The 22,381-nt window shown below is 43.3% G+C and carries 20 protein-coding genes; 13 read left to right on the top strand and 7 right to left on the bottom strand.

What is annotated here, in order from left to right:
- Positions 1-280: 280 nt before the first annotated feature.
- Positions 281-883 (top strand): hypothetical protein, encoded by a 603-nt coding sequence (locus P4361_RS01920; protein WP_328088122.1) that lies wholly within the window; start codon positions 281-283, stop codon positions 881-883.
- Between the two features lie 43 nt (positions 884-926).
- Here P4361_RS01920 and P4361_RS01925 read toward each other — a convergent pair whose 3' ends face one another.
- Positions 927-3,077, bottom strand: a complete 2,151-nt coding sequence (locus tag P4361_RS01925; RefSeq protein ID WP_328088123.1) for an SH3 domain-containing protein — start codon at positions 3,075-3,077, stop codon at positions 927-929.
- A gap of 257 nt (positions 3,078-3,334) precedes the next feature.
- On the opposite strand from P4361_RS01925, the gene menE reads away from it, so the two are divergent.
- Positions 3,335-4,894: an o-succinylbenzoate--CoA ligase gene (menE, locus tag P4361_RS01930; protein WP_328088124.1), complete on the top strand. Its 1,560-nt coding sequence runs from the start codon at positions 3,335-3,337 to the stop codon at positions 4,892-4,894.
- Positions 4,895-5,690: 796 nt separating this feature from the next.
- Here the strand turns inward: menE and P4361_RS01935 are convergent.
- From P4361_RS01935 to P4361_RS01950, 4 genes are read right to left on the bottom strand one after another with little or no spacing between them, the layout of a single operon-like run.
- A complete protein-coding gene (locus P4361_RS01935) occupies positions 5,691-6,095 on the bottom strand; it encodes a hypothetical protein (protein ID WP_053355823.1) in 405 nt (134 codons plus the stop codon).
- A gap of 10 nt (positions 6,096-6,105) precedes the next feature.
- A complete protein-coding gene (locus tag P4361_RS01940) occupies positions 6,106-6,633 on the bottom strand; it encodes an NAD(P)H-dependent oxidoreductase (protein ID WP_328088126.1) in 528 nt (175 codons plus the stop codon).
- A gap of 34 nt (positions 6,634-6,667) precedes the next feature.
- Positions 6,668-8,290: a DHA2 family efflux MFS transporter permease subunit gene (locus tag P4361_RS01945; protein WP_053355821.1), complete on the bottom strand. Its 1,623-nt coding sequence runs from the start codon at positions 8,288-8,290 to the stop codon at positions 6,668-6,670.
- A gap of 43 nt (positions 8,291-8,333) precedes the next feature.
- Positions 8,334-8,972: an HlyD family efflux transporter periplasmic adaptor subunit gene (locus P4361_RS01950; protein WP_328088128.1), complete on the bottom strand. Its 639-nt coding sequence runs from the start codon at positions 8,970-8,972 to the stop codon at positions 8,334-8,336.
- 233 nt (positions 8,973-9,205) lie between these two features.
- Between P4361_RS01950 and P4361_RS01955 the strand changes: the two genes are divergently transcribed.
- The 8 genes from P4361_RS01955 to hcp all read left to right on the top strand — a co-directional run bounded on the left by P4361_RS01955 (position 9,206) and on the right by hcp (position 16,436).
- Positions 9,206-9,655 (top strand): MarR family transcriptional regulator, encoded by a 450-nt coding sequence (locus P4361_RS01955; RefSeq protein ID WP_328088129.1) that lies wholly within the window; start codon positions 9,206-9,208, stop codon positions 9,653-9,655.
- A gap of 54 nt (positions 9,656-9,709) precedes the next feature.
- Complete coding sequence (locus tag P4361_RS01960; RefSeq protein WP_328088130.1) at positions 9,710-10,129, top strand: MarR family transcriptional regulator; 420 nt, start codon at positions 9,710-9,712, stop codon at positions 10,127-10,129.
- A 101-nt stretch (positions 10,130-10,230) separates the two neighbouring features.
- Positions 10,231-10,938, top strand: coding sequence for a CDP-diacylglycerol--serine O-phosphatidyltransferase (gene pssA / locus P4361_RS01965; protein ID WP_328088131.1), 708 nt, complete (start codon positions 10,231-10,233; stop codon positions 10,936-10,938).
- A 582-nt stretch (positions 10,939-11,520) separates the two neighbouring features.
- The gene (locus tag P4361_RS01970; RefSeq protein ID WP_053355816.1) at positions 11,521-12,141 is read left to right on the top strand and encodes a TetR/AcrR family transcriptional regulator; all 621 of its coding nucleotides are present in this window, start codon (positions 11,521-11,523) and stop codon (positions 12,139-12,141) included.
- Positions 12,142-12,157: 16 nt separating this feature from the next.
- Positions 12,158-13,051: an ABC transporter ATP-binding protein gene (locus tag P4361_RS01975; protein WP_328088132.1), complete on the top strand. Its 894-nt coding sequence runs from the start codon at positions 12,158-12,160 to the stop codon at positions 13,049-13,051.
- The gene (locus P4361_RS01980; protein ID WP_328088133.1) at positions 13,048-13,845 is read left to right on the top strand and encodes an ABC transporter permease subunit; all 798 of its coding nucleotides are present in this window, start codon (positions 13,048-13,050) and stop codon (positions 13,843-13,845) included. The genes P4361_RS01975 and P4361_RS01980 overlap by 4 nt, the downstream gene beginning before the upstream one ends.
- Before the next feature lie 25 nt (positions 13,846-13,870).
- Positions 13,871-14,665 carry an ABC transporter permease subunit gene (locus P4361_RS01985; protein WP_328088134.1) on the top strand — a complete coding sequence of 265 codons (795 nt, stop codon included), beginning with the start codon at positions 13,871-13,873 and terminating at the stop codon, positions 14,663-14,665.
- A 484-nt stretch (positions 14,666-15,149) separates the two neighbouring features.
- Positions 15,150-16,436 carry a hydroxylamine reductase gene (gene hcp, locus P4361_RS01990; protein ID WP_328088135.1) on the top strand — a complete coding sequence of 429 codons (1,287 nt, stop codon included), beginning with the start codon at positions 15,150-15,152 and terminating at the stop codon, positions 16,434-16,436.
- Between the two features lie 177 nt (positions 16,437-16,613).
- Here hcp and P4361_RS01995 read toward each other — a convergent pair whose 3' ends face one another.
- Entirely contained in the window at positions 16,614-16,907 is a 294-nt protein-coding gene (locus tag P4361_RS01995; RefSeq protein WP_425590216.1) for a nucleotide pyrophosphohydrolase, read from the bottom strand.
- A 117-nt stretch (positions 16,908-17,024) separates the two neighbouring features.
- Between P4361_RS01995 and P4361_RS02000 the strand changes: the two genes are divergently transcribed.
- Entirely contained in the window at positions 17,025-18,218 is a 1,194-nt protein-coding gene (locus P4361_RS02000) for a class I SAM-dependent rRNA methyltransferase (protein ID WP_425590217.1), read from the top strand.
- A gap of 313 nt (positions 18,219-18,531) precedes the next feature.
- Here the strand turns inward: P4361_RS02000 and P4361_RS02005 are convergent, their stop codons facing one another.
- Positions 18,532-19,830, bottom strand: coding sequence for an esterase-like activity of phytase family protein (locus P4361_RS02005; protein WP_328088136.1), 1,299 nt, complete (start codon positions 19,828-19,830; stop codon positions 18,532-18,534).
- A 485-nt stretch (positions 19,831-20,315) separates the two neighbouring features.
- Between P4361_RS02005 and P4361_RS02010 the strand changes: the two genes are divergently transcribed.
- Both P4361_RS02010 and P4361_RS02015 read left to right on the top strand, forming a co-directional pair.
- Positions 20,316-21,587, top strand: a complete 1,272-nt coding sequence (locus P4361_RS02010) for an L-lactate MFS transporter (RefSeq protein ID WP_328088178.1) — start codon at positions 20,316-20,318, stop codon at positions 21,585-21,587.
- Positions 21,588-21,631: 44 nt separating this feature from the next.
- Positions 21,632-21,991 (top strand): DUF2294 domain-containing protein, encoded by a 360-nt coding sequence (locus P4361_RS02015; RefSeq protein WP_053355810.1) that lies wholly within the window; start codon positions 21,632-21,634, stop codon positions 21,989-21,991.
- Positions 21,992-22,381: the final 390 nt, after the last annotated feature.

The raw sequence follows: 22,381 nt of genomic DNA on the forward strand, positions 1-22,381 counted from the left end.
TGGAGCGGAGATCAACAGCTATCAGACTTCTTGGACAGCCCCTTTTTTTCTGTTTGTTCATGTTGTTGTTTTGGTAGGGTGTGTATCACCCCTTATTTTTGGAGAAAAAGACTTTAGGGCCTCTTTTAAGCATCAGTATGGGATGCCCAATAGGGTTGGAAATCGATTTAAGGAATTCTTACCATGTATAATGAATAAAAAGAGTTAATATATCCCATTCAAACAAAAGGAATTTATGGAATAATATGACTTGTGTTTATTAACAAAGGAGGAGAATTCTATGAAACTAGTTAAGTCAATTTTGATTTCAGCTTTATTATTTTCAATGTTTCTTGCTTATGGACCGAGTTCGGCAGAAGCTGCAAAAGTTAAAGGTTTTGATTACAAGCCTGGCGATGTACTGATCACAAAATCGTATAGTTCCTACAAACTGGTAGGACATGCTGGAATTGTGCTGCCTGACGGAAAGAATGTACTTTTTACAAGTACCAGCAACAACAAAAAGCCTTACGTTTGGAGTATCAGTAAATGGCTGGATCACTATGATACAACCAAAGTAGTCCGGCATAAAAGTACTACTGTAGCAGGAAAAGCAGCGAAGAACGCTTATGATAATTACTGGAAAACAGGTGCCAAGTATAAAAACAGTACATACAAGGTTTCTACTGATCCTACAAATAGAAAATATCTTTATTGTTCTGAAATAGTTTGGCAGGCTTACTACTATGGAGCAGGTGTTGATTACCAAATGAAAATGTGGAATCAAGGGACTTCAAGGTACATTTATGTTAGGCCATCCATAGTAAAACCGTATTTTTATGTGGACACAGAATTACAAAAGCACAATGGATTTTCTACGGTGAAAAAAATCAACTGGAATTAAGGAAATAAGAAAAAGCAGACAACAAGTCTGCTTTTTCTTATTTTTATTTGCTGATTGTATTATAAGCAGGAATATCCAATATAAGTTTATAGGATGAAAGCAGCTTGTAAAGATTGTACATCTGGGTCGTCTGTTTGGAGGCCCACCCGATATCGCTTGCATATTGATGAGTGGCTTTGCCTGTTAGTGACGCAGCTAACGGATTCCATCTCATTTTATAGAGCGTATCCTGTCCAGCCTGGATATAGCCATTGGATATAAATTGTGCTCCGCCAATAATGGCAGCATTGGGGGTAAACCATCCCTTATCATAAGCGTATTTTGCCCCCATGTTAATAGGATCGCTGTCAACCGCTCCAATTCCATACATATTGTAAACCATCTGGCCATTATAGAGGATTCCGTTTGCCAGCTTGGATGTACCGTTGCCAGTTTCAAGAAGTGCATGGGAGATCAGGTAGATTTCATTTACTCCATATGCTTTTCCTGCCTCAATGAACGCATCTGCCTTTCCTGCAAGAATACCTTTGCCTGCAAGGATCCGATCATTGACTTCACTGTTAAGAACACTTGCACTTTGAGAGAGCTTTAAAAATTGTAAGGACTTTACCGCATCGCCCTTAAAATTGTTAACGTCCAAATAATATTTTACGTCATCAGGGCTCGCATTGACCCACTTGTTATTGTAGATCACTTGATACCAGTTGTAGCCGTCAGCGCCTTTCACGGTGTTAACGATCTGAAGGATGTCCCCGTTGCTGACATTGCCTACTGCCCAGTACTGGTCCCCGGCACCGCCTCTTACGCGCCAGCCGGTTCCATCAACAATTCCGGATGTACTGCTTGTCAGATCAAGTGCATCTTCGCGGATAAACGTATTGTACTTTTTATCGGTCTGAGGGTTTACCTTCATCTGAATGGCTACCATCTCATCCAATGTCTTTCCGTAGGCAGTATTTGTGATACCAGGTGTTGCTTCTACCTGATCCACCAGGTAAGAGGAGCTGACATAGCCGGTTTTTCCGCTTGCGGATACTTTGGCCCAGCCTTTGGTCTCCGATTGTACGGTAACAGGTGTGTTGTGTTTAAGTACGGCCATTACAGAATAGGTAGTGGCTGGACCGGAACGCATGTTAAGGCTGGAGCCGACCTTCACAAACTTAATGATCGTCTTTGCTGGCTCAGCTGGTTTGCTGACTACCGGTTTTGTAGCAGAGAGGTAGCTTGTATTGACATACCCATCTTTGTTATTGGCCTTGATCTTGGCCCATCCTTTTGATTCGGAGTAGACGGTAACTTCCAGGCCATTTACTAGTTTGGTGATGATGGCTGCATTTGCAGAAGGGCTTTTCCTAAGATTAAGTGTATCGGATGTTACCTTTACATATTTGGTTGTCGTCTTAGGGGCAGCAGGCTTGGGTGCACTAACCACCGGCTTTTTGGCAGAAAGGTACACGGAGCTGACATACCCGTTTTTGCCATTGGCTTTGATTTTGGCCCACCCTTTCGACTCGGTATATACCGTAACAGCCAAACCATTCTTTAGTTTTGTTACGGCCGTTGAACTTGCGGAGGCACTTTTTCTCATAGTGAGAGTGTCTCCTGATTTCACCATAACATATTTCGTAACGGTTTTCGGTTTAGGTGCTGCAGTGGTGGCTGCTGGTTTGGAAGTGGACAAATAAGCCGAGCCGACGTAGCCGATTTTTCCGCTTGCTGCAATTTTAGACCAGCCTTTTGATTGGGAATAAAATGTAACCTTTGTTCCTTTTGCTAATTTGACGATGACCGTTGCACTGGATGAAGCGCTTTTGCGCATATTCAACGTGCCCTGGGTCACTTTTACATACTTAATGGCAGTTGTAGGTTTAGCGGCACTTATCGTGGTTTTGGTGGTCGAAGGCTTGGAAACCAGATATTTTGAACTGACATAGCCATACTTCCCGTTGTATTTGAGCCTAGCCCATCCTTTGCTTTCAGAATAGACGATTACTTTGTTGCCTTTTACGAGCTTGCCGATGACGGCTGACTTTGTCGTTGCGCTTTTACGCAAGTTCAGGCTTGAGCTTGCACTGACATTCACATACTTTGTTTTTAACTCCTGAGCGGACACGGGATTGGCATGTATACCCTGGTATAAAGCGGCTGTGGTTAGTACGGCAAAACAAAACCCCGGAATTGCTAGCTTTTTCATCTCAATCTCCTCTGCACATCATTCTAAAATCAAAACGTTTCACAATTGTTTGATTCATAGATGTGTATCGGCAAATGGTCTAAATTGTTTTATTACATTTAGTTAACAATTCGATAAAATAGTTCTATTTTAGTAGTTAAATAACAAGGGATTCTAATAGTTCTGGGGAAATAGTACCTAACAGGAAATAGGGGCTCTTACAACTTTTGTGATGGCATTGCTCGATTCTACTCTAAAAATAATGGGAGGAAGAATGAATGTATCCGACGATTGGAAGGTTATTTGAGCAGACGGTAAGAAAGTATCCAGGTAAAGAGGCGCTGGTCGATCTATCCCGGAGCCAAAGGTGGACGTACGGAGAATGGGATCAGTATGTCAACCGCACGGCACAGGCGTTTCTGGCAGCCGGGGTAAGGAAGGGGGATGTTGTTTCTGTTTTTATGTACAACTCAAGTGAATTTGCGACGGTTTACTTCGCTTGTGCAAAAATAGGCGCGATCATCAATCCCATCAACTTTCGGTTAAAGTCAGGTGAAGTCTCGTACATACTCAACGATTCCAAGCCTGTCCTTTTTATTTATGGAAAAGATCTGGAGCAGCAGGTGAAGGTTCTGTTTGATGAATTTCCGCTTGTCTCCTTCTGGTCGGTCAGCGAGAAGGTTCCGGATCAGGCAGTCCGTTTTCACGATCGGGTTCAAGAAGCTCAAGCCCAGGCGCCGAATGTTGAGTTGGATGAAAACGACTTGTACGCCATCATGTATACGAGCGGGACGACCGGACAGCCGAAGGGCGTGATGCACCGCCACAGAGACATGATTGAGCAAAGTTTGACCTGCATGCAGGCGCTGCAGCTGAGACCATCTGACAGAGGGCTGACAGCAGCCCCGATGTTCCACTGTGCTGAACTGCACTGCGCTTTTTTGCCGCGTGTTCATAATGGATGTACGACAGTGATCATGCACCATTTTGATGCAAAAGAAGTTCTCCAAACGATTCAGGACGAGAAAATTTCCGTCATGTTTGCAGCGCCTACCATGTGGAATATGATGCTGCAGGAAGATCTGTCGCAATACGAGACCTCTTCCATGAGATTTGGGCTTTATGGCGGGGCATCGATGGCACCGGTTCTCGTGCGGGAACTTGGTGAAAAGCTGGGCATTAAGCTTGTACAAGCGTATGGCATGACGGAGATGGGACCGGCTATCGCCTTTTTGTTTGAAGACGAACAGGAGGCTAAAGCAGGTTCGGCGGGTAAAGCCTGCTTTAACCATGAAATTCGTGTCGTGCGTCCGGGAACTCAAGGGCCGTCTGATCCCGAAGACATTCTTCCGCCGGGAGAGGCTGGAGAAATCATCGTCAAGGGGCCGAGTATGATGAAAGGGTACTACAACCGGGAAGAGGCGACAGATCAAGCTGTACATAAAGGCTGGTACCATAGCGGGGATATCGGCTATATGGATGAGGAAGGGTACCTTTTCGTTTCTGACCGGATGGACGATATGATCATCAGTGGTGGAGAAAACATCTACCCGCGTGAGGTGGAAGACCTTTTATACGAGCATGAAGGGGTTCTTGATGTCGCTGTGCTGGGAGAGCCGGATGAAAAGTGGGGAGAGCGGGTGACGGCCGTCATCGTGAAAAAAGCAGGAGAGCTGACCGAAGATGCGCTTGATGAATTCTGCAGAAACAGCCATAAGCTGGCAGACTACAAGCGGCCGAGGAAATTTATCTTTGTCGATGAAATGCCAAGAAACGCGAGCGGCAAGATCCAAAAATTCCTGCTGCGTGAAAAGTATACGAACATCTCTGCAAAATAAAAGAAGCCGTTAGAGCTGCGGTAGAAGGGCCTGCTGGATTTTTTGGCTGACATCACCGCGGCTTATGACACCGATTTGCCGTTTTTCTTTGTCTACAGCGGGAAGTTTTTTAAAATAGTGCTTTGCGAGCAGACGCAGTACTTCAAATTTGGCTTGACCACGTATACGGAAGGAAAGAAGAAAAAAGTAAAACCTGTATCGCCTTATGGCGGCACAGGTTTTCTATTTTTGTATGGTGAAATGAGGCAGTGGGCTGACTTTTTTATGAAAATGAGGTGTTTTGCAAGTATATGGTAGATTCTCGCAAGTAAAGTCGGCCTTCTCGCAAGTAAATGGTGGATTATTGCAAGTAAAGTCAGTATTTTTGCAAGTAACTCTTGTCGAACTGCAAGTAAAATTCTTTTCTTAAAGTTTACGTTCAAACTCTTCCTGCTTTTTTACCCGTTAATAGCCAGTATCTTTTAAAACTGATGCGCTTCGTTCCGCTCAGAGCCTGAGCGCAGGCAGCGGATCAGCTGGCAGGCGCGCTCCCTCGTCCACGTTTCATATCGTATCATGATCCATCTCATCGTGAGGAGAAACAATTATTAGATGAACACTTACACTTTCATAAAAAGTACCTCTTATCGTATAAACTATAAAAATGGATTAAAGAAAAGGGGCTGTCCAAGAAGTCTGGTAGGTGTTGATCTCTGCTCCAGGCTGCTCGCTTTTACCGGCGTAAACGCCTACTTTCGCGGGGCGTGCGGTGAGCCTNNGGTCAATTTTCGACTTTCAGGCAGCTCCTTTTACCCTGTTAGTTATCGCGTTTTTTATTCATTGATTTTAAAGCATTGCGGTAATCGTTATCTTTCATTGAATGCTTTTCCGTTGTTTCAGCCGGAGGAGCGGCAGGCTTAGCAGGTGTTTTTAACCGCTGCAGAGCATGACGGTACTCCGTGTCACTCATAGCATTCGGGTCTTTCTCTGGTACGTTCTCTTCTATTGCTGGCGATGGTGGAGCCATATTCTCGTGATTTTCCTGGGCAGCGGCAGCTGTTTCTTCTTGTACAGGCTCCTGTATCGGTTTTTCCGCAACCGGAGACTGCATGTTTTCATCCGCTGTATTCGCCTTGCCTTTAGCGGCAAAAGCCCTCGTATTAATAACAATTAAGACTGCAATTAAAATCACGGCGACTACAATAAGTAATATGCCGATCATTTTCCATCACCTACCGTTCTGTAAATTGCTGTGCAACAAGAGCTACACGCTCTCCCAATGCGCGTCCAAGAGCCTGGTCGTCCTCGGTAATGAGTTCATTCCCTTCAATCGGACAAGTTATTCCCACTCCGTAGTAAGATCCATACAGGGCGTTTTCCGGGACATTACCTGGAAGTCCTGCGATGATCATACCTTGGTGAAGCATTGGAGTAATGAGGTTAAGAAGAGTCGCTTCTAAACCGCCGTGAGTTGTAGCTGTTGTACAGAACACAGCCCCCACTTTGTTGATTAGTTTTCCTTCTGCCCATAGATAGCCAAGCTTGTCGATCCAGCTTTTTAGCCCTGAGCTGATGGTGCCGAAATGTCCTGGGCATCCCCAGATGATCGCATCCATCTTAGGAAGGGAGTAAACATCTGCTTCATCTACATGCTGCAGATAGACATTTGCGCCGTTCACTTGCTGTGCTCCAGCTGCGATGGATTCGGCAAGTGCCTTTGTATGGCCGCCTTCACTATCGAAGACAATACATATATTCATGAAACATTCCCCCAGATTTTAATAGAGTAGGGTGTTAGGATACATTCTTTGGCGCTGGCAGCAGCAGTACTTCCTCTTTCTGAGGTACTGGTGCAGCCGCTTCTCTAACCTTGTCTTTTCGGACATCACGGAGAAATAAGCTCAATACGAGACCAATGGCGGAAATAACGGTTGCTATGATGAAGGCGTCGTTAATGCCGTTGATGCTGGACTGCTGGCTCGCTTTACCGAAAAGGATTTGAACTGCTTGCTGCTGGGCCTGTGATACAGGAAGATGAAGACTGACCGCTACCTTTTGAACAAAGTCATGGAATGAAGTCATAAAGAATGGATCGGCCGTATTCATGGCTCCTTCCATCTCATTCATATGGAACGTTGTTCGATTCGTAAAGATGGTCGTGATCAAGCTGATACCGATCGAGCCTGATACTTGGCGAAGCGTGTTGGACATGGACGTGCCATGGCTGCTCAAGTGCTTCGGCAGCTGGTTAAGGCCGGCTGTCATGATTGGCATCATCAAGAAGGACATCCCAAACATACGGAACATATAGAGAACCACGATGAATGTGTAGGGAGTATCCATTGTCAGCCTTGTAAAGAAATACGTCGTTATCGTTGTGATCGCCATACCGAAAATGGCAAGTGGACGAGGCCCCAATTTATCAAACAGTGTACCTGAAACAGGTGACATGACCAGCATGATCAAAGCTCCTGGCAGCAACAGCAGTCCGGAATCAAGCGGTGAATATCCCCGGATCGTCTGCAGATAGATCGGAAGCAAGAACATCCCGGAAAACAGACTGATCGTCAAAACGACGTTAATAACGCTTGCTAATGAAAAGATTCCATAGTTGAAAATCCGCATGTCGAGCAGCGGCTTTTCAATACGAAGCTGTCTGATGGTAAAAATCATGAGCAGGACAGCACCTGCAATCATGGTTGAAAGAACAACCGCATCATCCCAGCCGTCATTTCCTGCTTCACTGAACCCATATAGAAGCAGCGACATACCGGCAAGAGACGTAAAGACGGAAAGGCCATCAACCTTAACCTTTTTCGGCGGCTGAATGTCTTTCAGGCTGAAAAAGGCAAAGATTAATACGATGACGCCCAGCGGCACCATTCCGGTAAAGAGAAGATGCCAGTCATAGTTTTGCACGACAAAGCCAGAAAGCGTAGGACCGACCGCCGGAGCAAACATCATGGCGAGACCAAAGATCCCCATCCCCTTACCCCGGATTTCCGGAGGGAATATAAAGATGATGATGGTCATGACAAGAGGTGCTAATACACCGCCGCCAACGGCCTGGATCAAACGCCCGACTAGCATGACAGGAAATCCCGTTGAAAGCCCGCAGATCAATGAACCTAACGTAAAGCAGAACATGGCAAACAAAAAGAGGCGGCGGACCGCGAACCGTTCAATCAGAAAAGGCGATAGCGGAATGAGCGCACCATTGACCAGCATGTAGCCTGTCAATAACCATTGAGCTGTATTGGCAGAAACTCCGAATTCTGTGATCAAGTGGGGAATAGCCACGTTCAGCAGTGTCTGGTTCAGGATGGCAAGGAATAACCCGATCATGAGTATGACTAATAAAGGAATGTATCTTTTGATATCGTGTGAGCCTTGAGGCTGTTGAAATTCGCTTGACATTTATTCTTCCTCCTTTCTTAGGAAGTACAGTTCTAATGATGGATTAGTTTTTAGAAATTTTTACTTCTGCGTTCATACCTGGCAATACTTTATCAGATGAGTTCGTGATTGAAATTTTAACAGGTACAGTTTGCGTTACTTTTGTGTAGTTGCCGTCATCGTTGGATTTAGGCATTAAAGAGAATAAAGAGTTAGTAGCAAAACCGATTTTTTCTACGTTTCCATCAAGAGTGGTTTCATCGTCACCATCTACAGTAACGTCAACTTGGTCACCCTCTTCGATATCTTTCAATTCGTCTTCTTTAATGTTGGCGATCACGTATAGTTCATCCATGTTGACTTCACTTGCAAGGGTTTGGCCAGCTTGAACCATTTGATCATTGTTGGCTTGTTTTTTAATAATGGTTCCGTCAGCAGGGGTTTTGATGTCCATGGATTTTTCAGCACCGGAAATTTTTCCTATTCCTTCATCCTTTGTTACCTTTTTACCTTCTTCCAGGTTCCAATCGGAAAGTTTACCATCCGTTGGAGCGGTGATGTTATGAAGTTCACCTGTTACCTTTGCATTGTCAGTTGATACGTAGTTGCTATTTTGGAAATAGTAATACGCTCCTCCTGCAATTAAAACTATGACTACAAGAAATGCTACGATGTTGGTCATGAGTAAACGACCTCTAGACATTTAGTTGCCCTCCTTAATTGTTAATATTATTAACTGTAAATCACAGCTAACTGTTAATGATGATACCCTTGAGAAAGTTTTACTTTTTTAAAAAGATACTTTATGATAAAGGTATTGTCTAAGTAAACACTTTACCACAAAAAGATTGAACGGCACAATAAAAATGAATTTTAATTTTTTTAGGGTTAATGATACTATCATGATGCAGCACATAAACCCAAAGGGGATCAGTCATGGACCGACAACTACAAGCTCAGATCGAACAGCTGGATCACATTAAAGATACGTTCTTTCGGTTACGAAGGGCGTTTATTGAAAACCAAATCAAGGAATTTCCATATAGTTTGACGGCCACCAAGTACGCGGTGCTTAAGATGCTTTTTCAGAAACATAGATGCATGGTTGTCGATATTTCAAACTCGATGGGATTGACGTCAGGAGCAACGACCACGCTTTTAAATCAGCTGGAAGAAGATCAGTTGATCAGGCGTACACGCGATGAAAAGGATCGGAGAGTAGTCTGGATCGTATTATCAGAAACGGGTGAAGCGCTGATTTCTGACATCGTTGAAAAACGGAATCACTTTTGGTCAGAGATGCTTTCCACTCTGACGAAGGAAGAGCAAGAGGAATATATTCGATTGTTAAAAAAAATAGAAGCTGGAATTAAAGCCAAAGTTTGAGGTAAGCCAAGCTTTGCATGATCATTTCCTGCGCTGCTAGCAAGGAGAATCAGTATGAAAAACAGAGAAACACTCGTTAAGGATCTCGTGACAACCTATAGAAATCAAACAAAGAAAATCCGGGCATGTTTTCATCCTTTGCTAAAGGATTTTATTCCGCTTAATGAATATGCGGCGTTAAAGGTACTTCGCTGCCATGGTGATCAGATGGTATCGGAAATTGCGGATCATCTGCAAGTAACGAACAGCCATATTTCTGTTACGAGCGATAAATTGATCAACCGCGGTCTGGTCACAAGAAAACATAGTGAACAGGACCGCAGAATCGTTTATTTGTCGATCACACCAAAAGGGGAGCAGCTGGCGGATGAAATGGATCAAGTGCTGCAGGATTTCTATGAAGAAACGTTCAGTGAACTTTCAGTAGAAGAAATAGAAATATTTATTAAGTTATTGAATAAAATAAAAATGTGAAAATACACTGGTAAAACCCACTTAAATAGGAAAAGCGATTGTAAATTTTCTAAAATGCATTAGTATTAAAGGGTATAGTTTACATATAAAGGACGTGCTCAATGAAAAAGCATATACCCAATCTGCTTACACTTGGAAATTTATATTGCGGCTTTTTTTCCATCGGCTATATTATAGATGGGGACAGCAAGAACGCCACAATCCTGATCTTTATCGCCATCATGCTTGATGCGGTGGACGGCAGGGTGGCAAGAATTCTGGGCGTAACCAATGAGATGGGGAAGGAACTGGATTCCCTGGCTGATGTCGTTTCTTTCGGAGTCGCACCTGCCTTTTTAGCAGCTCATACGTATTTTGCCGACTTTCATTATATATATGGTGTGGCGATGTCCGGCATTTTTCCGGTGTTCGGAGCCTACCGCCTGGCCCGTTTCAACGTGACTTCCCAGGAAGAGTCGCTGAAACATTTTACCGGAATCCCGATCACATTGGCTGGAGCGATCGTTACCTTCTTAGTGCTTTTTGTAAAAATGATCCCGATTTGGGCTTTCATCATCGCTTTCTACGGGCTGGCGATTCTTATGGTCAGCACCATGAAAATTCCAAGCTTCAAAAACATCAAACTGCCCAAAAACGGTGTGATCGTCACTCTGTTTTTGTTCTATATGTTCTATCTCTTAGCAAAGGCAAGGTTTGAAAAAGTGCCGGTGTTCTTCTATGTTGCATTGGCGATCTATATCCTGTTCATCATCATTCGGTTTATCCGTGTCAAAGAGCCGAAGCTTCCGAAGTGGAAGCGCGGGAGATAATGTTGTGAGCGCCCATCCTTTTTAGTGAAGGATGGGTGTTTTTTGTTGTGTGCTGCGTGCTTGCTGACTGGTGTGCGTGCTGTGTGTATCGGCTTTAGTGGGTGGTGGGAAATGAATGTGTCAAAACATGTCGAACAGAGTCGTGTATAAACGGTTCGATAATAAAAACTCGGATTTCGATAATAAAATCAGTTTTTCGATAATAAATTGAGCTTTTCGATAATAAATCAGGATTATCGATAATAAGAAAGTTGACTGGGCTTTCATGCTCCATAATATCTCAGGATTTTAGCCCCAGATCTGTAAATAAACCAAAATTACTCCGATCAAACCCCTCAGACAAGCCAGAAAACAATTATTTACTCAACATCATTTATTTTCTGCCAAAAAAGAACCCCAAAACAGGCAAAACTCATACCTATCCTTAAAAACTCTTCACTGCTTGCCAACCATAAGGTTCAAACAGCTAAATTTTGTCGAAAAGTTGTGGTTGACCACACTGGTCAATGCGCATATACTGTGATTGACCGAATTGGTCAACGCGACTATAAAACGTTATAAATTACGAAAGAAGTGCTGCCTGTGTTTTCGAAATTTTACAATCTGGAAGATGAGAAACAAATTAAAATTTTAAATGCTGCCATCAAGGTTTACGTGCAAAAGGGCTATGACAATGCATCCACCAATGAAATTGTGAAGGAGGCCGGCATATCCAAAGGACTGCTGTTTCACTATTTCAAGAACAAAAAGACCTTGTATCTTTTCTTATTTGATCACTGTATCGAGGTGGTCATGGAAGACTTTTATAAAAAGGTAGTCATGGAGGAAACGGATTTTTTCAAAAGGCTTCACGACATGACGCTGATTAAGATGGAGCTGCTTCATACCTATCCTGACATCTTTCGTTTCTTTGAGAAAGCGATGCTGGAAGAGTCAGACCAAATTCGAAGCGACTTTCAAAGCAGGATTAAAACCTTTACGGCCAGCAGTTCCACTTGGCTTTTTGATGGAATTGACACCTCGAAGTTCCGTGATGACTTGGATCTCTCAAAGGTCATAAAAAGTATGCTGTGGGCATTTGAAGGGCTCAGTGAAGAAATACTGGCCAAAGCGAAACTCCAAGATCTTGAGGTTGATTATGACGAGGTGTTTGCTGAAGCAGCTGCTTACATTGAAATGTTTAAGAAAGCTTTTTATAAATGAACAGGAGGCTGCAGCCATGAATGTGATTGAGATCAAAAATTTAACGAAAAGATATGGCAATGCCAGGGGAATCGAAGACATCAGCTTTCATGTGGAAGAAGGGGAGATCTTTGGCTTCATCGGTCCGAACGGTGCCGGTAAATCCACAACGCTCCGCACGCTGCTGTCCATCATTTATCCAACGAGTGGAAGCGCTGCGATTTTCGGAAAAGACGTCATTAAGTACGGGCCGGAGATCAAAAAGCAGATCGGGTATCTGCCTTCAGAGGTGTTCTACTACGACAAAATGAAAGTGAAGGACCTGCTGAACTATTCCACAAGCTTTTATAAAAAAGACTGCAAGAAACGGATTCGTGAACTCGCAGAAATCATGGATTTGGATCTTAATAAACGAATCGACGACTTGTCCTACGGAAACCGGAAAAAGGTTGGTATTGTTCAAGGCTTACTTCATGAACCGAAGCTGATCATTCTGGACGAACCGACCGGGGGACTGGATCCATTAATGCAGCAAAAGTTCTTTGATCTCTTGAAAGAGGAGAATAAAAAGGGAGCGACTATTTTGTTTTCCTCGCACATCCTGAGCGAAGTGCAGAAGATGTGTGACCGGGTTGCCATCATTAAAGAAGGAAAGCTCATTACGGTTGAGAAGATCAGCACCCTTCAGGAAAACAACCATAAGAAGATTAGAATTGAGACAAAACAGCCGGTGGATGCTGGTTGGTTTGCAGTGGATGGCGTCACCAACATTGAGAGTGATGATCATAAGATCAGCTTCTTATACAGTGGCAACATTAACTTGATCATGAAAAGGCTTGTGGAAATTGAACTGTCGAACGTTTGGGTGGATGAGCCAGACCTTGAGGAAATCTTTCTTCATTATTATGAGAAGGAGGATGGTTCAAAGTGAATATCTTCTTGCATGAGCTTAAGGCGAACCGTAAGTCCATGCTGATCTGGGCATTTGCGCTAGCGGCAGTCACGGTGCTGTTTTTCTCGATCTACCCATCGGTTGAAAAAGATGGAGATCAGTTTATTAAGGTCCTTCAAAATTATCCGGAAGGTGTGTTGAAGGCGTTAGGCGTTCAGATCAACACGATCACGTCACTCCTTGGATTTTACTCGTATTTCTTTTTATATGTGATGCTGTGCGGTGCCATTCAGGCGATGAACCTTGGAACCGGAATTTTATCCAAGGAAGTCAGCGGGAAGACAGCAGAGTTTATTCTCACGAAGCCAGTGACGAGAGCGCAGATCATCACCGCAAAGCTGCTGGCTGTACTTTGTACGTTAATTTTCACGAATGTCATTTTTATTGCCGTTTCATACGGTATGGCGTTTGCAGTAGCAACAGCAGATTTTAACGAAAAAACTTTCTTCTTTATGTCAGCGGCAAACTTTTTTGTACAGCTCGTGTTTGCGTCGCTTGGTTTTCTCGTATCCTCAGCTTTTTCAAGGATCAGATCAGTACTGCCGCTCTCGCTAGGTACGGTCTTTGCTTTCTTTATCCTCAGCATGTTCGGCTCTGTCATAGGGGATAAAGCGATTCGCTATATTACACCGTTTAAATATTTTGATCTGTCATATATTATGAAGCATTCCTCTTATGAGCCGGTTTATATCAGTATTGGAGCTGCCGTCGTCATGGCGGCGATCGCGGCCAGTTATGTGCTGTTTACGAAAAAGGACATCCATGCGGCCTAGCAGGATAAGGAAGAGGTGATAAACGATGAACATCTTTTGGAGAGAGTTAAAATACAGCCGTAAGTCCATGATTTGGTGGTGCGCCGGCATTCTCTTTATGGTGGTTTCAGGAATGAGCAAGTATGGGACCATGAAAAGTTCCGGTCAGTCTGTGAACGAGATTTTTGCTGCGATGCCTAAATCGCTTCAGGCCATATTTGGGTTAAGCTCACTGGATTTATCAACCTCCATGGGATTTTACGGCATGCTGTTTTCGTATCTTGTCTTGATGGCAACTATCCATGCCGTCATGCTCGGCGCCAATATTATCGCAAAAGAAGAGCGTGACAAGACGTCAGAGTTTCTGATGGTCAAACCAGTATCCCGAACAAAAATTATTTCATCGAAGCTTGCAGCATCCATTGTACTGCTTGTGATCTTCAATCTCGTAACCTATGCTTTTTCGATTGCGATGGTGATGCACTATGACGCCGCAGCAGATACAAGTGAGATTGGGAAATTGATGGCTGGATTGTTTTTGCTGCAGCTCTTATTCCTGGCGATCGGAATGGCCATCGCATCGGTCAGCAAACGGCCGAAGTTGGCTACGTCCATTGCTACAGGCATCCTTCTCGTCACGTATATTCTGTCTATCGTCATTGAACTGAACGACAAGCTGGAAGCTCTTAAATACATTACGCCGTTTAAATACTTTGAGGCGAAGAACCTGATAGAGAATAACGGATTTGATGGTGTGTTTGTCGTACTGTCGGCTGTGATTATTGTGACAGGAATTATGCTCACGTATGTTTCTTATCGAAAGAGAGATTTAAGGATTTAAATAAAATGCGTATTAAGAGACTCCTGAAAATGGGGCCTCTTTTTTGGTGGTAAAAAATCTTTTTATTCTAGCAAACGCTTGTTCATTCCAAACAACTCTAGCAATCTCGTAACCTTTGTTGCATGGGAGTGGTTGATTTCCGTTTCAGGCTGCTCGCTTTCCGCGGGGCGAAGCTTAAGCCTTACCGGCGCCAGCACCTACCTTCTCGACGCATGCGCCTGTGGGTCTCACCTGTCCCGCTTCCCCCGCATGACAAGGAAGGCTTCGGCAGCGTTATATCGCACGAAGAAAATGTGAAATTCATTTTCGAGGAGTCTCGCACCTTTCACCTTGTGATAATAGTCACAGATATCAACCCTTTTAAGCGATAGTATTAATTTGTAATCTCGAAGTTTCCCCTAAGCAATCAAAACGTATAAAAACTGTTTAGATTAAGACCAAATTATAAAAAACAAAAACAGATTTTTAAAAAGGGATGAAAAAAATGTTTTGTTATCAATGTGAGCAAACTCCAACTGGCGGCTGTAAAACCATAGGTGTATGTGGAAAAGATGAAAATATTGCCAGTTTACAAGATACTATCATATTTGGCTTAAAAGGAATTGCTGCTTACCGGACGCACGCAAATCAATTAGGGTACACGGATCCCTTCGTTGATGCGACCACTCATGAAGCGTTATATATGACGCTTACAAACTCGAACTTTAATGTACAGGAACATATTGATATGGCAATGAAAGTTGGGAAAGCGGCTGTTCGGGTAATGGAGTTGTTGGACAAAGCACATACAGATCGTTTAGGAATTCCTGAACCGATTAAAATATCGCAAAATAAGATAGAAGGAAATGCCATTGTAGTAACTGGTCATAATTTATTTGCATTGGAACACCTTTTAAAGCAAACAGAAGGAAAAGGGATAAATATTTATACTCACTCTGAAATGCTGCCGGCACACGGTTATCCAAAACTTAAAAAGTATTCGCACTTAAAAGGAAATATCGGTAAAGCCTGGTATGATCAACGCCGCTTGTTTGAAAAGTTTCCGGGTGCCATTTTAGCAACGACCAACTGTGTGATGCCGATTAAAGGAACGTATGCCGACAGAATGTTCTCCTATGAAGTGGCCGGCTTAGAGCATGTTCAAAAAATTGAAAATGATGATTTTACTCCATTAATTCAGCGATCGTTGGAGCTTCCTGAGGTGAATATTGAATCTGACGAAACATTACTTACAGGGTTCCACCATCAAACTGTCATTGGTATAGCTCCTGAAATCATCCAAGCGGTAAAGGATAAAAAGATTAAACGTTTCTTTGTCATTGCCGGTTGTGACGCACCTGGAAAGGGTGGGGAATACTATCGAAAACTAGCCACATCCCTGCCACCGGAAACGGTTATTTTAACCACTTCATGTGGCAAATTCCGTTTCAATGATGTAGATTACGGAGACGTACCCGGAACGAACATTCCACGCTATATCGACCTTGGCCAATGCAATAACTCCGTTTCAACTGTAAAAATTGCACTAGCTCTGGCCGATGCATTCGATTGTGAAGTAAACGAACTCCCAGTTAGCATTGTTCTTTCTTGGTTTGAACAAAAAGCGGTTGCCATTCTACTCGGATTGTTCAGTCTTGGCATCCAAGACATTCGTATCGGACCCAAACCACCTGAGTTTATCTCACAGGGAGTAATGCAAGTATTACAAGACACCTTTAATCTAAAGCTCATTGGGGATGTCGAGGAAGATATGAATGCCATGCTTTTTTAATGTCAGTGTATAGGAATCCTAAACATTTGTTTAGAAGGAGTCAGGCTCCAAGAAATCACAATTTAACAAACCTAAGCCCGAGGAGATCCCTCGGGCTTATTATCTGCCGGTGGCTCCAGCCCTTCCTGTCACTTTTGGTTCTTACGGCGGCAGTTTTGGAGATTACCCATGGGGCGTTTATTTTACTGGATACTTTACCGCGTTCTTCTCCATCTTGTTACGTACAATCTCGTTTACATCCACATCAAGCCTGTCCGCCAGCTGAAGGGAGTAGATGATTACGTCAGCCAATTCATCTTTAATGTCTTCCAGGTTCTCATCAACCGCTTCCTGGCTTTCTTTCCACTGAAAGTTTTCCAGCAGTTCAGCCGCCTCCAGTGAAATAGAAAGGGCAAGGTCTTTTGGATTATGATGAGGGCCCCAATTTCGTTCGTCCCGGAATTTTCGGATTTCATCTATTAAATGCTGCATGATATCGTTGGCTCCTTTATAGGTATTAATGATTTCTTTTACGATAAGTATTATAATGACAGAACGTGAAGAAGAATTATAATGATTTGATAAAATTTGATCAATGAATTGGGTGGAATGATGAGTACAGCTCGTGTAAAAATAAAATCTTCCGATAAGAGCATCAAAGGCGGATCGCCCCTGATCGTAAGCGATGCCGTCTCTTACGTGGACAAAGGTCTGGCAGAAGGGACAATCATTGAGGTTATTGATGAAAGCGGCAAATTTATCGGCAATGGCTATTATGGCAAGCAGAATAAAGGACTGGGATGGATTTTAACCCGCAAGCCGCAGGAAAACATCGACCAGGCTTTTTTTGAAAAGAAAATAAAGGCGGCCATCGAAAGCCGGCAGAGGTTGTTTGATAATCCGCTGACCACAGCATTCAGGGTGTTTAACGGTGAAGGTGACGGCATCGGCGGTGTCACGATGGATTATTTTGACGGCTATTACGTCATCAACTGGTACAGCGAGGGTATTTATCAATTTAAAGAATTCGTCCTTAAGTCGCTTAGAAACCTGACAGACTTTAAAGGGATCTATGAGAAGAAGCGGTTTGCTGAAAAAGGAACGTACATTGAGGACGATGATTTCATCGAAGGAGAACGAGCTCAGTTTCCGCTCATCGTTCAGGAAAACGGCATTTATTTTGCTACATACTTAAATGAAAGTGCGATGGTCGGTGTTTTCCTGGATCAACGAGAAGTCCGGAAAGCCATCCGGGACAAGTATTCAGAAGGCAAAAGGGTATTGAACACCTTTTCGTATACCGGTGCTTTTTCTGTGGCAGCCGCATTAGGCGGAGCCGTGAAAACGACGAGCGTGGATCTGGCCAACCGAAGCCGAAGCAAGACGCAGGAACAGTTCAGCATCAACGGAATCGATTACGAGTCACAAGACATCATCGTCGAGGACGTATTTAACTATTTCAAATATGCGGTTAGAAAAAAGCTGCTGTTTGATCTGGTGATCCTTGATCCGCCGAGCTTTGCGCGATCCAAGAAACATACGTTCAGCGCAGGAAAGGATTATCCGGCTCTGCTGGAACAGGCCATTGCCATCACCGAAAAGAATGGTGTGATAGTGGCTTCGTCCAATTGCAGCACCTTTGGCATGAGCAAGTTCAAAGGCTTTATTGAAAAAGCGTTCCGCCAGACCGGCGGCAAGTATAAAATCCTTGAAGAACACAGTCTGCCTGAAGACTTTAAGACAATTAAAGAGTTTAAAGAAGGGGATTATCTTAAAGTCGTTATTCTAAAAAAACTGGCATAATATAAAAGGGGCTGTCCTGAAAGTCAAAAATTGACCTTCAGGCAGCTCCTTTTTCGCGCAAAAAATCTTCAATGAAAAGTTGATTATAGTGGAAGGTGCGAGATCCTCGAAAATGAAAATCACATTTTCTTCGTGCGATGCACCGCTGCCGCAGCGTTCCTTGTCCTGCGGGACTAGCGTGACAGGTGAGACTCCCGCAGGTGCTTGCGCCAAGAGGCTCACCGCACGCCCCGCGGAAAGCGAGCGGACTGAAACGGAAATCAACGGCTTCCAGACTTCTTGGACAGCCCCTTTTTTAGATTACGGTGTTTTTTCAGGGTAAACGGAACAGCCAAAGTTCTGTTTTACTATTCGGATCTTCAATTCCAAAGTCGTTGTCATTAATGACAGCCAATTTTTTGCCCTTAACTAACGAAATACCCTCAGCTTTTTCATAAGGATAATCGTAATTTAAAAGATTCAATACTTCCTCCTTAGCAACCGTTTTAATTCCCGCGGCTTTTAAATCTTTTGCGTTCATTTGTTCGAGCGTTTTTCCTTTATGTTTGTCCTTGCCTAAGATGTTTGTTGCACCTTGAACATTTATTTTATATATTTTCTTTAATTTCGCTTTTTTTCCTATTTCTGAATCTCTTTCGTCGACAAGCAGATTATGTTCATTAATAGCATAAAGATCAGAGACTCCAATATCTTTTTGATCAAATCCCAACCTTTGTCCATTATCAGTAATGTATGCATATTCTGCTATTGCCATTGAATTTTTTAAATTTATTTTTAGAATCCGAACTAATCTCGAATTTTCACCAGGGTTTGACAGTGCACTTTGTGTCATCGTGAAAAGATAACGTCCATCTGGAGTAATCGTCACGCTTTCGAATCCTTTATTTTCCATGCGTTTTGTTAGAACAGCAGGCAAACTCGCCTTCACAGGAATCAGAGGTGCGTTTTTAAATTTAGACTCCATCCCAGACGGTATTAACCGTTTTACAAGGGTACCATCTTTTTTTATCTGGACCAGACTTGGCCGGTATTCATCACTTAACCAAAACGTTTTATCTGTAGGATTGTAAGCAAGCCCTTCAGTATCTAAACCATAGGGATCATATGACAAAACACTTTTTCCTTTCGCATCATATGGTGCTTCATCAGATTTTTTGAAATTAGGCAAACCTGTAATAAAGGAGTTTCCCGTTACTGGATCTGATCCTTTTGGTAACTTTAATTTAATTTGTTCTAATATTTTCATTTTCCCTTTAGAAATTTCAATTTTATACACTGCAGGAGTATACATTGGTATTGGGAAGGTTCTCCGTTCTTCACTATTTACGGTCAATTTTCCATTGGGGCCCCGATCGGACGAAGAATAAAAAATGTTATCAGGATCACCTGGCAAATGCAGGAGAGAAGATCCCATAGCCGCATGGATACCTTTAGATAACTTTGGCGGATTTTCTAAAGGATATTTTCCAATAAGTTTAACAGAAGGGGTCGAAGTACTCTTCTTTTCTTTATTGCCCTCTTGCTGCTTATTGGTGGATGGTCTGGAGCATGCGAATATTGCTATGCATATGATCGAGATTACAAGAACTTTAAGAAACATAAATTTTTTCATCCTGGACACCTTTTTCTTTTGTTAATTTTCTTTCTTATAATGGGCAATTAAAACTGTATTATAAGTTGATTTGATAAATTTTTTTCACTTGAGATTGACTTCCGGTTATAGATGAAGCACCGTCTGGATATAAGGACTTGACAAAGGGGCAGCAAAAAAAGTTTGTCATTGATCCTCAGGGCGTGGTAAAAAACTGACATAATTTTTATATGGACACTTGACTGACCCATTTAATTCCATTACTATTAAGATTGAAAAATTTGAATATTCCGCTAACGTAAAGTTAGGGAATCTTTTGGCAAGGAACAGCGAACCTGTCTCCTGTTAAAAGGATTCTTCTGTAAGCGCTTCGAAAAACCGGATAGGTTATACCACAGCGAACCTGTGATTTGCTGCCGCCGCAATCTTTTTTCTTATAGTTGCTATGTAACTATGGGTTGAGTTTGTGGCGGTTTTTTATTTACATAAAAGAGGAGAGGGTTATGATGAGCAAGGTCAAAAATCGATGGTTGATCGCACTGTCGGGAGTGGGAATTCATATTTCCATCGGCTCGGTTTATGCGTGGAGCAATTTTACGACTCCATTAAGTGAGAAGTTTAAGTGGACGGCAAGTGAGGTTCAGCTGACGTTCAGTCTGGCAATCTTGTTTTTGGGGCTGTCTGCGGCCTTTTTGGGCCATTTTGTTGAAAAGCACGGGCCAAGAAAGGCTGGTATACTGGCTGCTGTCTTTTTTGGAGTCGGTGTGGCTGGCTCGGGCCTCGCCGTACAGCTGGGATCATTGCCGCTATTGTATGTTTTTTATGGAGCACTTGGCGGAATCGGCCTGGGAGTCGGTTACATTGCACCTGTCTCCACTTTAGTAAAATGGTTTCCTGACCGCAGGGGGCTGGCAACGGGGCTTGCCATCATGGGGTTTGGCTTCGCGGCTGCGATCAGCTCTCCGATCATGGACAGTCTGATTAAATCGGTTGGGATCGCCAACACGTTTTATATTCTCGGAATCTCTTATTTTATCGTGATGCTGGTCTCGTCCCTTTACCTGGAAAAACCGAAGGAAGGCTGGGCTCCAGAAGGCTATCAGGAGAAGGTGGACAGCGGGAAAGCTACTGTAGCACAGGACTTGTCACAGCTGACGGCCAATGAGGCGATTAAAACAAAACGTTTCTACTATCTCTGGCTAATGCTGTTCATTAACGTGACCTGCGGCATCGCCATTCTGTCAGCAGCTAAACCGCTTGCTCAGGAAAGTATAGGGATGACCACCGCAGAAGCGGCAGCGCTGGTTGGTGTTTTAGGCTTATTTAACGGATTCGGCCGAATTGGCTGGGCATCTGTTTCTGACTATATCGGCAGGACCAATACATACACCACGTTCTTCGTGCTGCAGATCGTCCTGTTCTTTTTGCTTCCGAACGTTACAACCACAATCGTCTTTGAAATCATGCTTGCTATCGTATATACCTGCTATGGCGGAGGCTTTGCTTCCATTCCTGCGTATATCGGTGATTTATTTGGAACGAAACAGCTCGGTGCCATCCATGGCTACATTCTAACAGCATGGGCAGCCGCGGGATTGGCAGGTCCGCTGTTTGCCGCCTGGGTGAAGGATACGACAGGCAGTTACGCAGAAAGCCTTACCTTCTTCGCTGCCCTGTTTATTGTGGCGCTTATCGTTTCTTTCCTTGCACGGCTGGATATTCGCAGGCTTAAAAGGGAGAGGGGGACGGACGAACAGTTGCGCGTTGAGCATTTCTGATTTATAATTTTATAAGCAAAATGCAAAAATAAAGGTTGTCGTTTATGAATAATTATGAAGCAGAATTCAGTAACCTGGTAAGAGCTTTTCGTAAGCGCCATATGGGGAAAGGTCCCCGGCAGATCAAAACGACCTTTTGTAAAAACTGGGCCATTTGTGAAATGGAAGGCAATCTATCACCGGTCGAGAAGTTTATCTCAGGCTCTAATGAGGGCAAGCAGATGCTTCGTTCGGCCCGCACCGAGATGGTGAAGGACATGTACAAAAAGAACCATCCGGTGGAAATGGAAGAATTGCTGGGCGCAACGTTTCTGGAGCTTTTCGTAGATATTGATATCGAAAAAGACTTCGGGATGTCCATCTTTGTTTTTGACGAAAATATTCAAGAGAAATTTAAAAAATAAGAACCATCTGTGTTGGCACTTGGCAGCGTTCCTGTTAAAGACTACCACCGCGGTTCCCGGTTTCGCGTAATCGGGTCCCCGGTGGTTTTTGTTTTTTTCAGGGTTGTGAGGATATTTCGATCATGCAGATGATTGAGTGGAAATGAATGCGTCTAATCTTGTCGATGAGTGTCGAGTGCGAACTGTTCGATAATAAAGGCTGCGTTTTCGATAATAAAAAATTTGGCAGGGAGATTTGCAGGCGAAATCCCTTTTTTTAGAAAATATATCCCTGCAGAAGGGCTGTTATAAGCTCAGTTCAACGGGCGCCGAGCAAATTTACTCAAAATCATTGGTTTTTTGTAAGAAATAACACTGGAAAACCATAAAAATCAACTCAAAATTCCATAA

Origin of the sequence: Fictibacillus sp. B-59209 (assembly GCF_036216745.1) — a bacterium.
Classification (GTDB): Bacteria; Bacillota; Bacilli; order Bacillales; family Fictibacillaceae; genus Fictibacillus_C; species Fictibacillus_C marinisediminis.

Coding starts and splice junctions, on each gene's coding strand:
- P4361_RS01920 (WP_328088122.1), top strand. CDS start 281: ATGAAACTAGTTAAGTCAATTTTGATTTCAGCTTTATTATTTTCAATG.
- P4361_RS01925 (WP_328088123.1), bottom strand. CDS start 3,077: ATGAAAAAGCTAGCAATTCCGGGGTTTTGTTTTGCCGTACTAACCACA.
- menE (WP_328088124.1), top strand. CDS start 3,335: ATGTATCCGACGATTGGAAGGTTATTTGAGCAGACGGTAAGAAAGTAT.
- P4361_RS01935 (WP_053355823.1), bottom strand. CDS start 6,095: ATGATCGGCATATTACTTATTGTAGTCGCCGTGATTTTAATTGCAGTC.
- P4361_RS01940 (WP_328088126.1), bottom strand. CDS start 6,633: ATGAATATATGTATTGTCTTCGATAGTGAAGGCGGCCATACAAAGGCA.
- P4361_RS01945 (WP_053355821.1), bottom strand. CDS start 8,290: ATGTCAAGCGAATTTCAACAGCCTCAAGGCTCACACGATATCAAAAGA.
- P4361_RS01950 (WP_328088128.1), bottom strand. CDS start 8,972: ATGTCTAGAGGTCGTTTACTCATGACCAACATCGTAGCATTTCTTGTA.
- P4361_RS01955 (WP_328088129.1), top strand. CDS start 9,206: ATGGACCGACAACTACAAGCTCAGATCGAACAGCTGGATCACATTAAA.
- P4361_RS01960 (WP_328088130.1), top strand. CDS start 9,710: ATGAAAAACAGAGAAACACTCGTTAAGGATCTCGTGACAACCTATAGA.
- pssA (WP_328088131.1), top strand. CDS start 10,231: ATGAAAAAGCATATACCCAATCTGCTTACACTTGGAAATTTATATTGC.
- P4361_RS01975 (WP_328088132.1), top strand. CDS start 12,158: ATGAATGTGATTGAGATCAAAAATTTAACGAAAAGATATGGCAATGCC.
- P4361_RS01985 (WP_328088134.1), top strand. CDS start 13,871: ATGAACATCTTTTGGAGAGAGTTAAAATACAGCCGTAAGTCCATGATT.
- hcp (WP_328088135.1), top strand. CDS start 15,150: ATGTTTTGTTATCAATGTGAGCAAACTCCAACTGGCGGCTGTAAAACC.
- P4361_RS01995 (WP_425590216.1), bottom strand. CDS start 16,907: ATGCAGCATTTAATAGATGAAATCCGAAAATTCCGGGACGAACGAAAT.
- P4361_RS02000 (WP_425590217.1), top strand. CDS start 17,025: ATGATGAGTACAGCTCGTGTAAAAATAAAATCTTCCGATAAGAGCATC.
- P4361_RS02005 (WP_328088136.1), bottom strand. CDS start 19,830: ATGAAAAAATTTATGTTTCTTAAAGTTCTTGTAATCTCGATCATATGC.
- P4361_RS02010 (WP_328088178.1), top strand. CDS start 20,316: ATGAGCAAGGTCAAAAATCGATGGTTGATCGCACTGTCGGGAGTGGGA.
- P4361_RS02015 (WP_053355810.1), top strand. CDS start 21,632: ATGAATAATTATGAAGCAGAATTCAGTAACCTGGTAAGAGCTTTTCGT.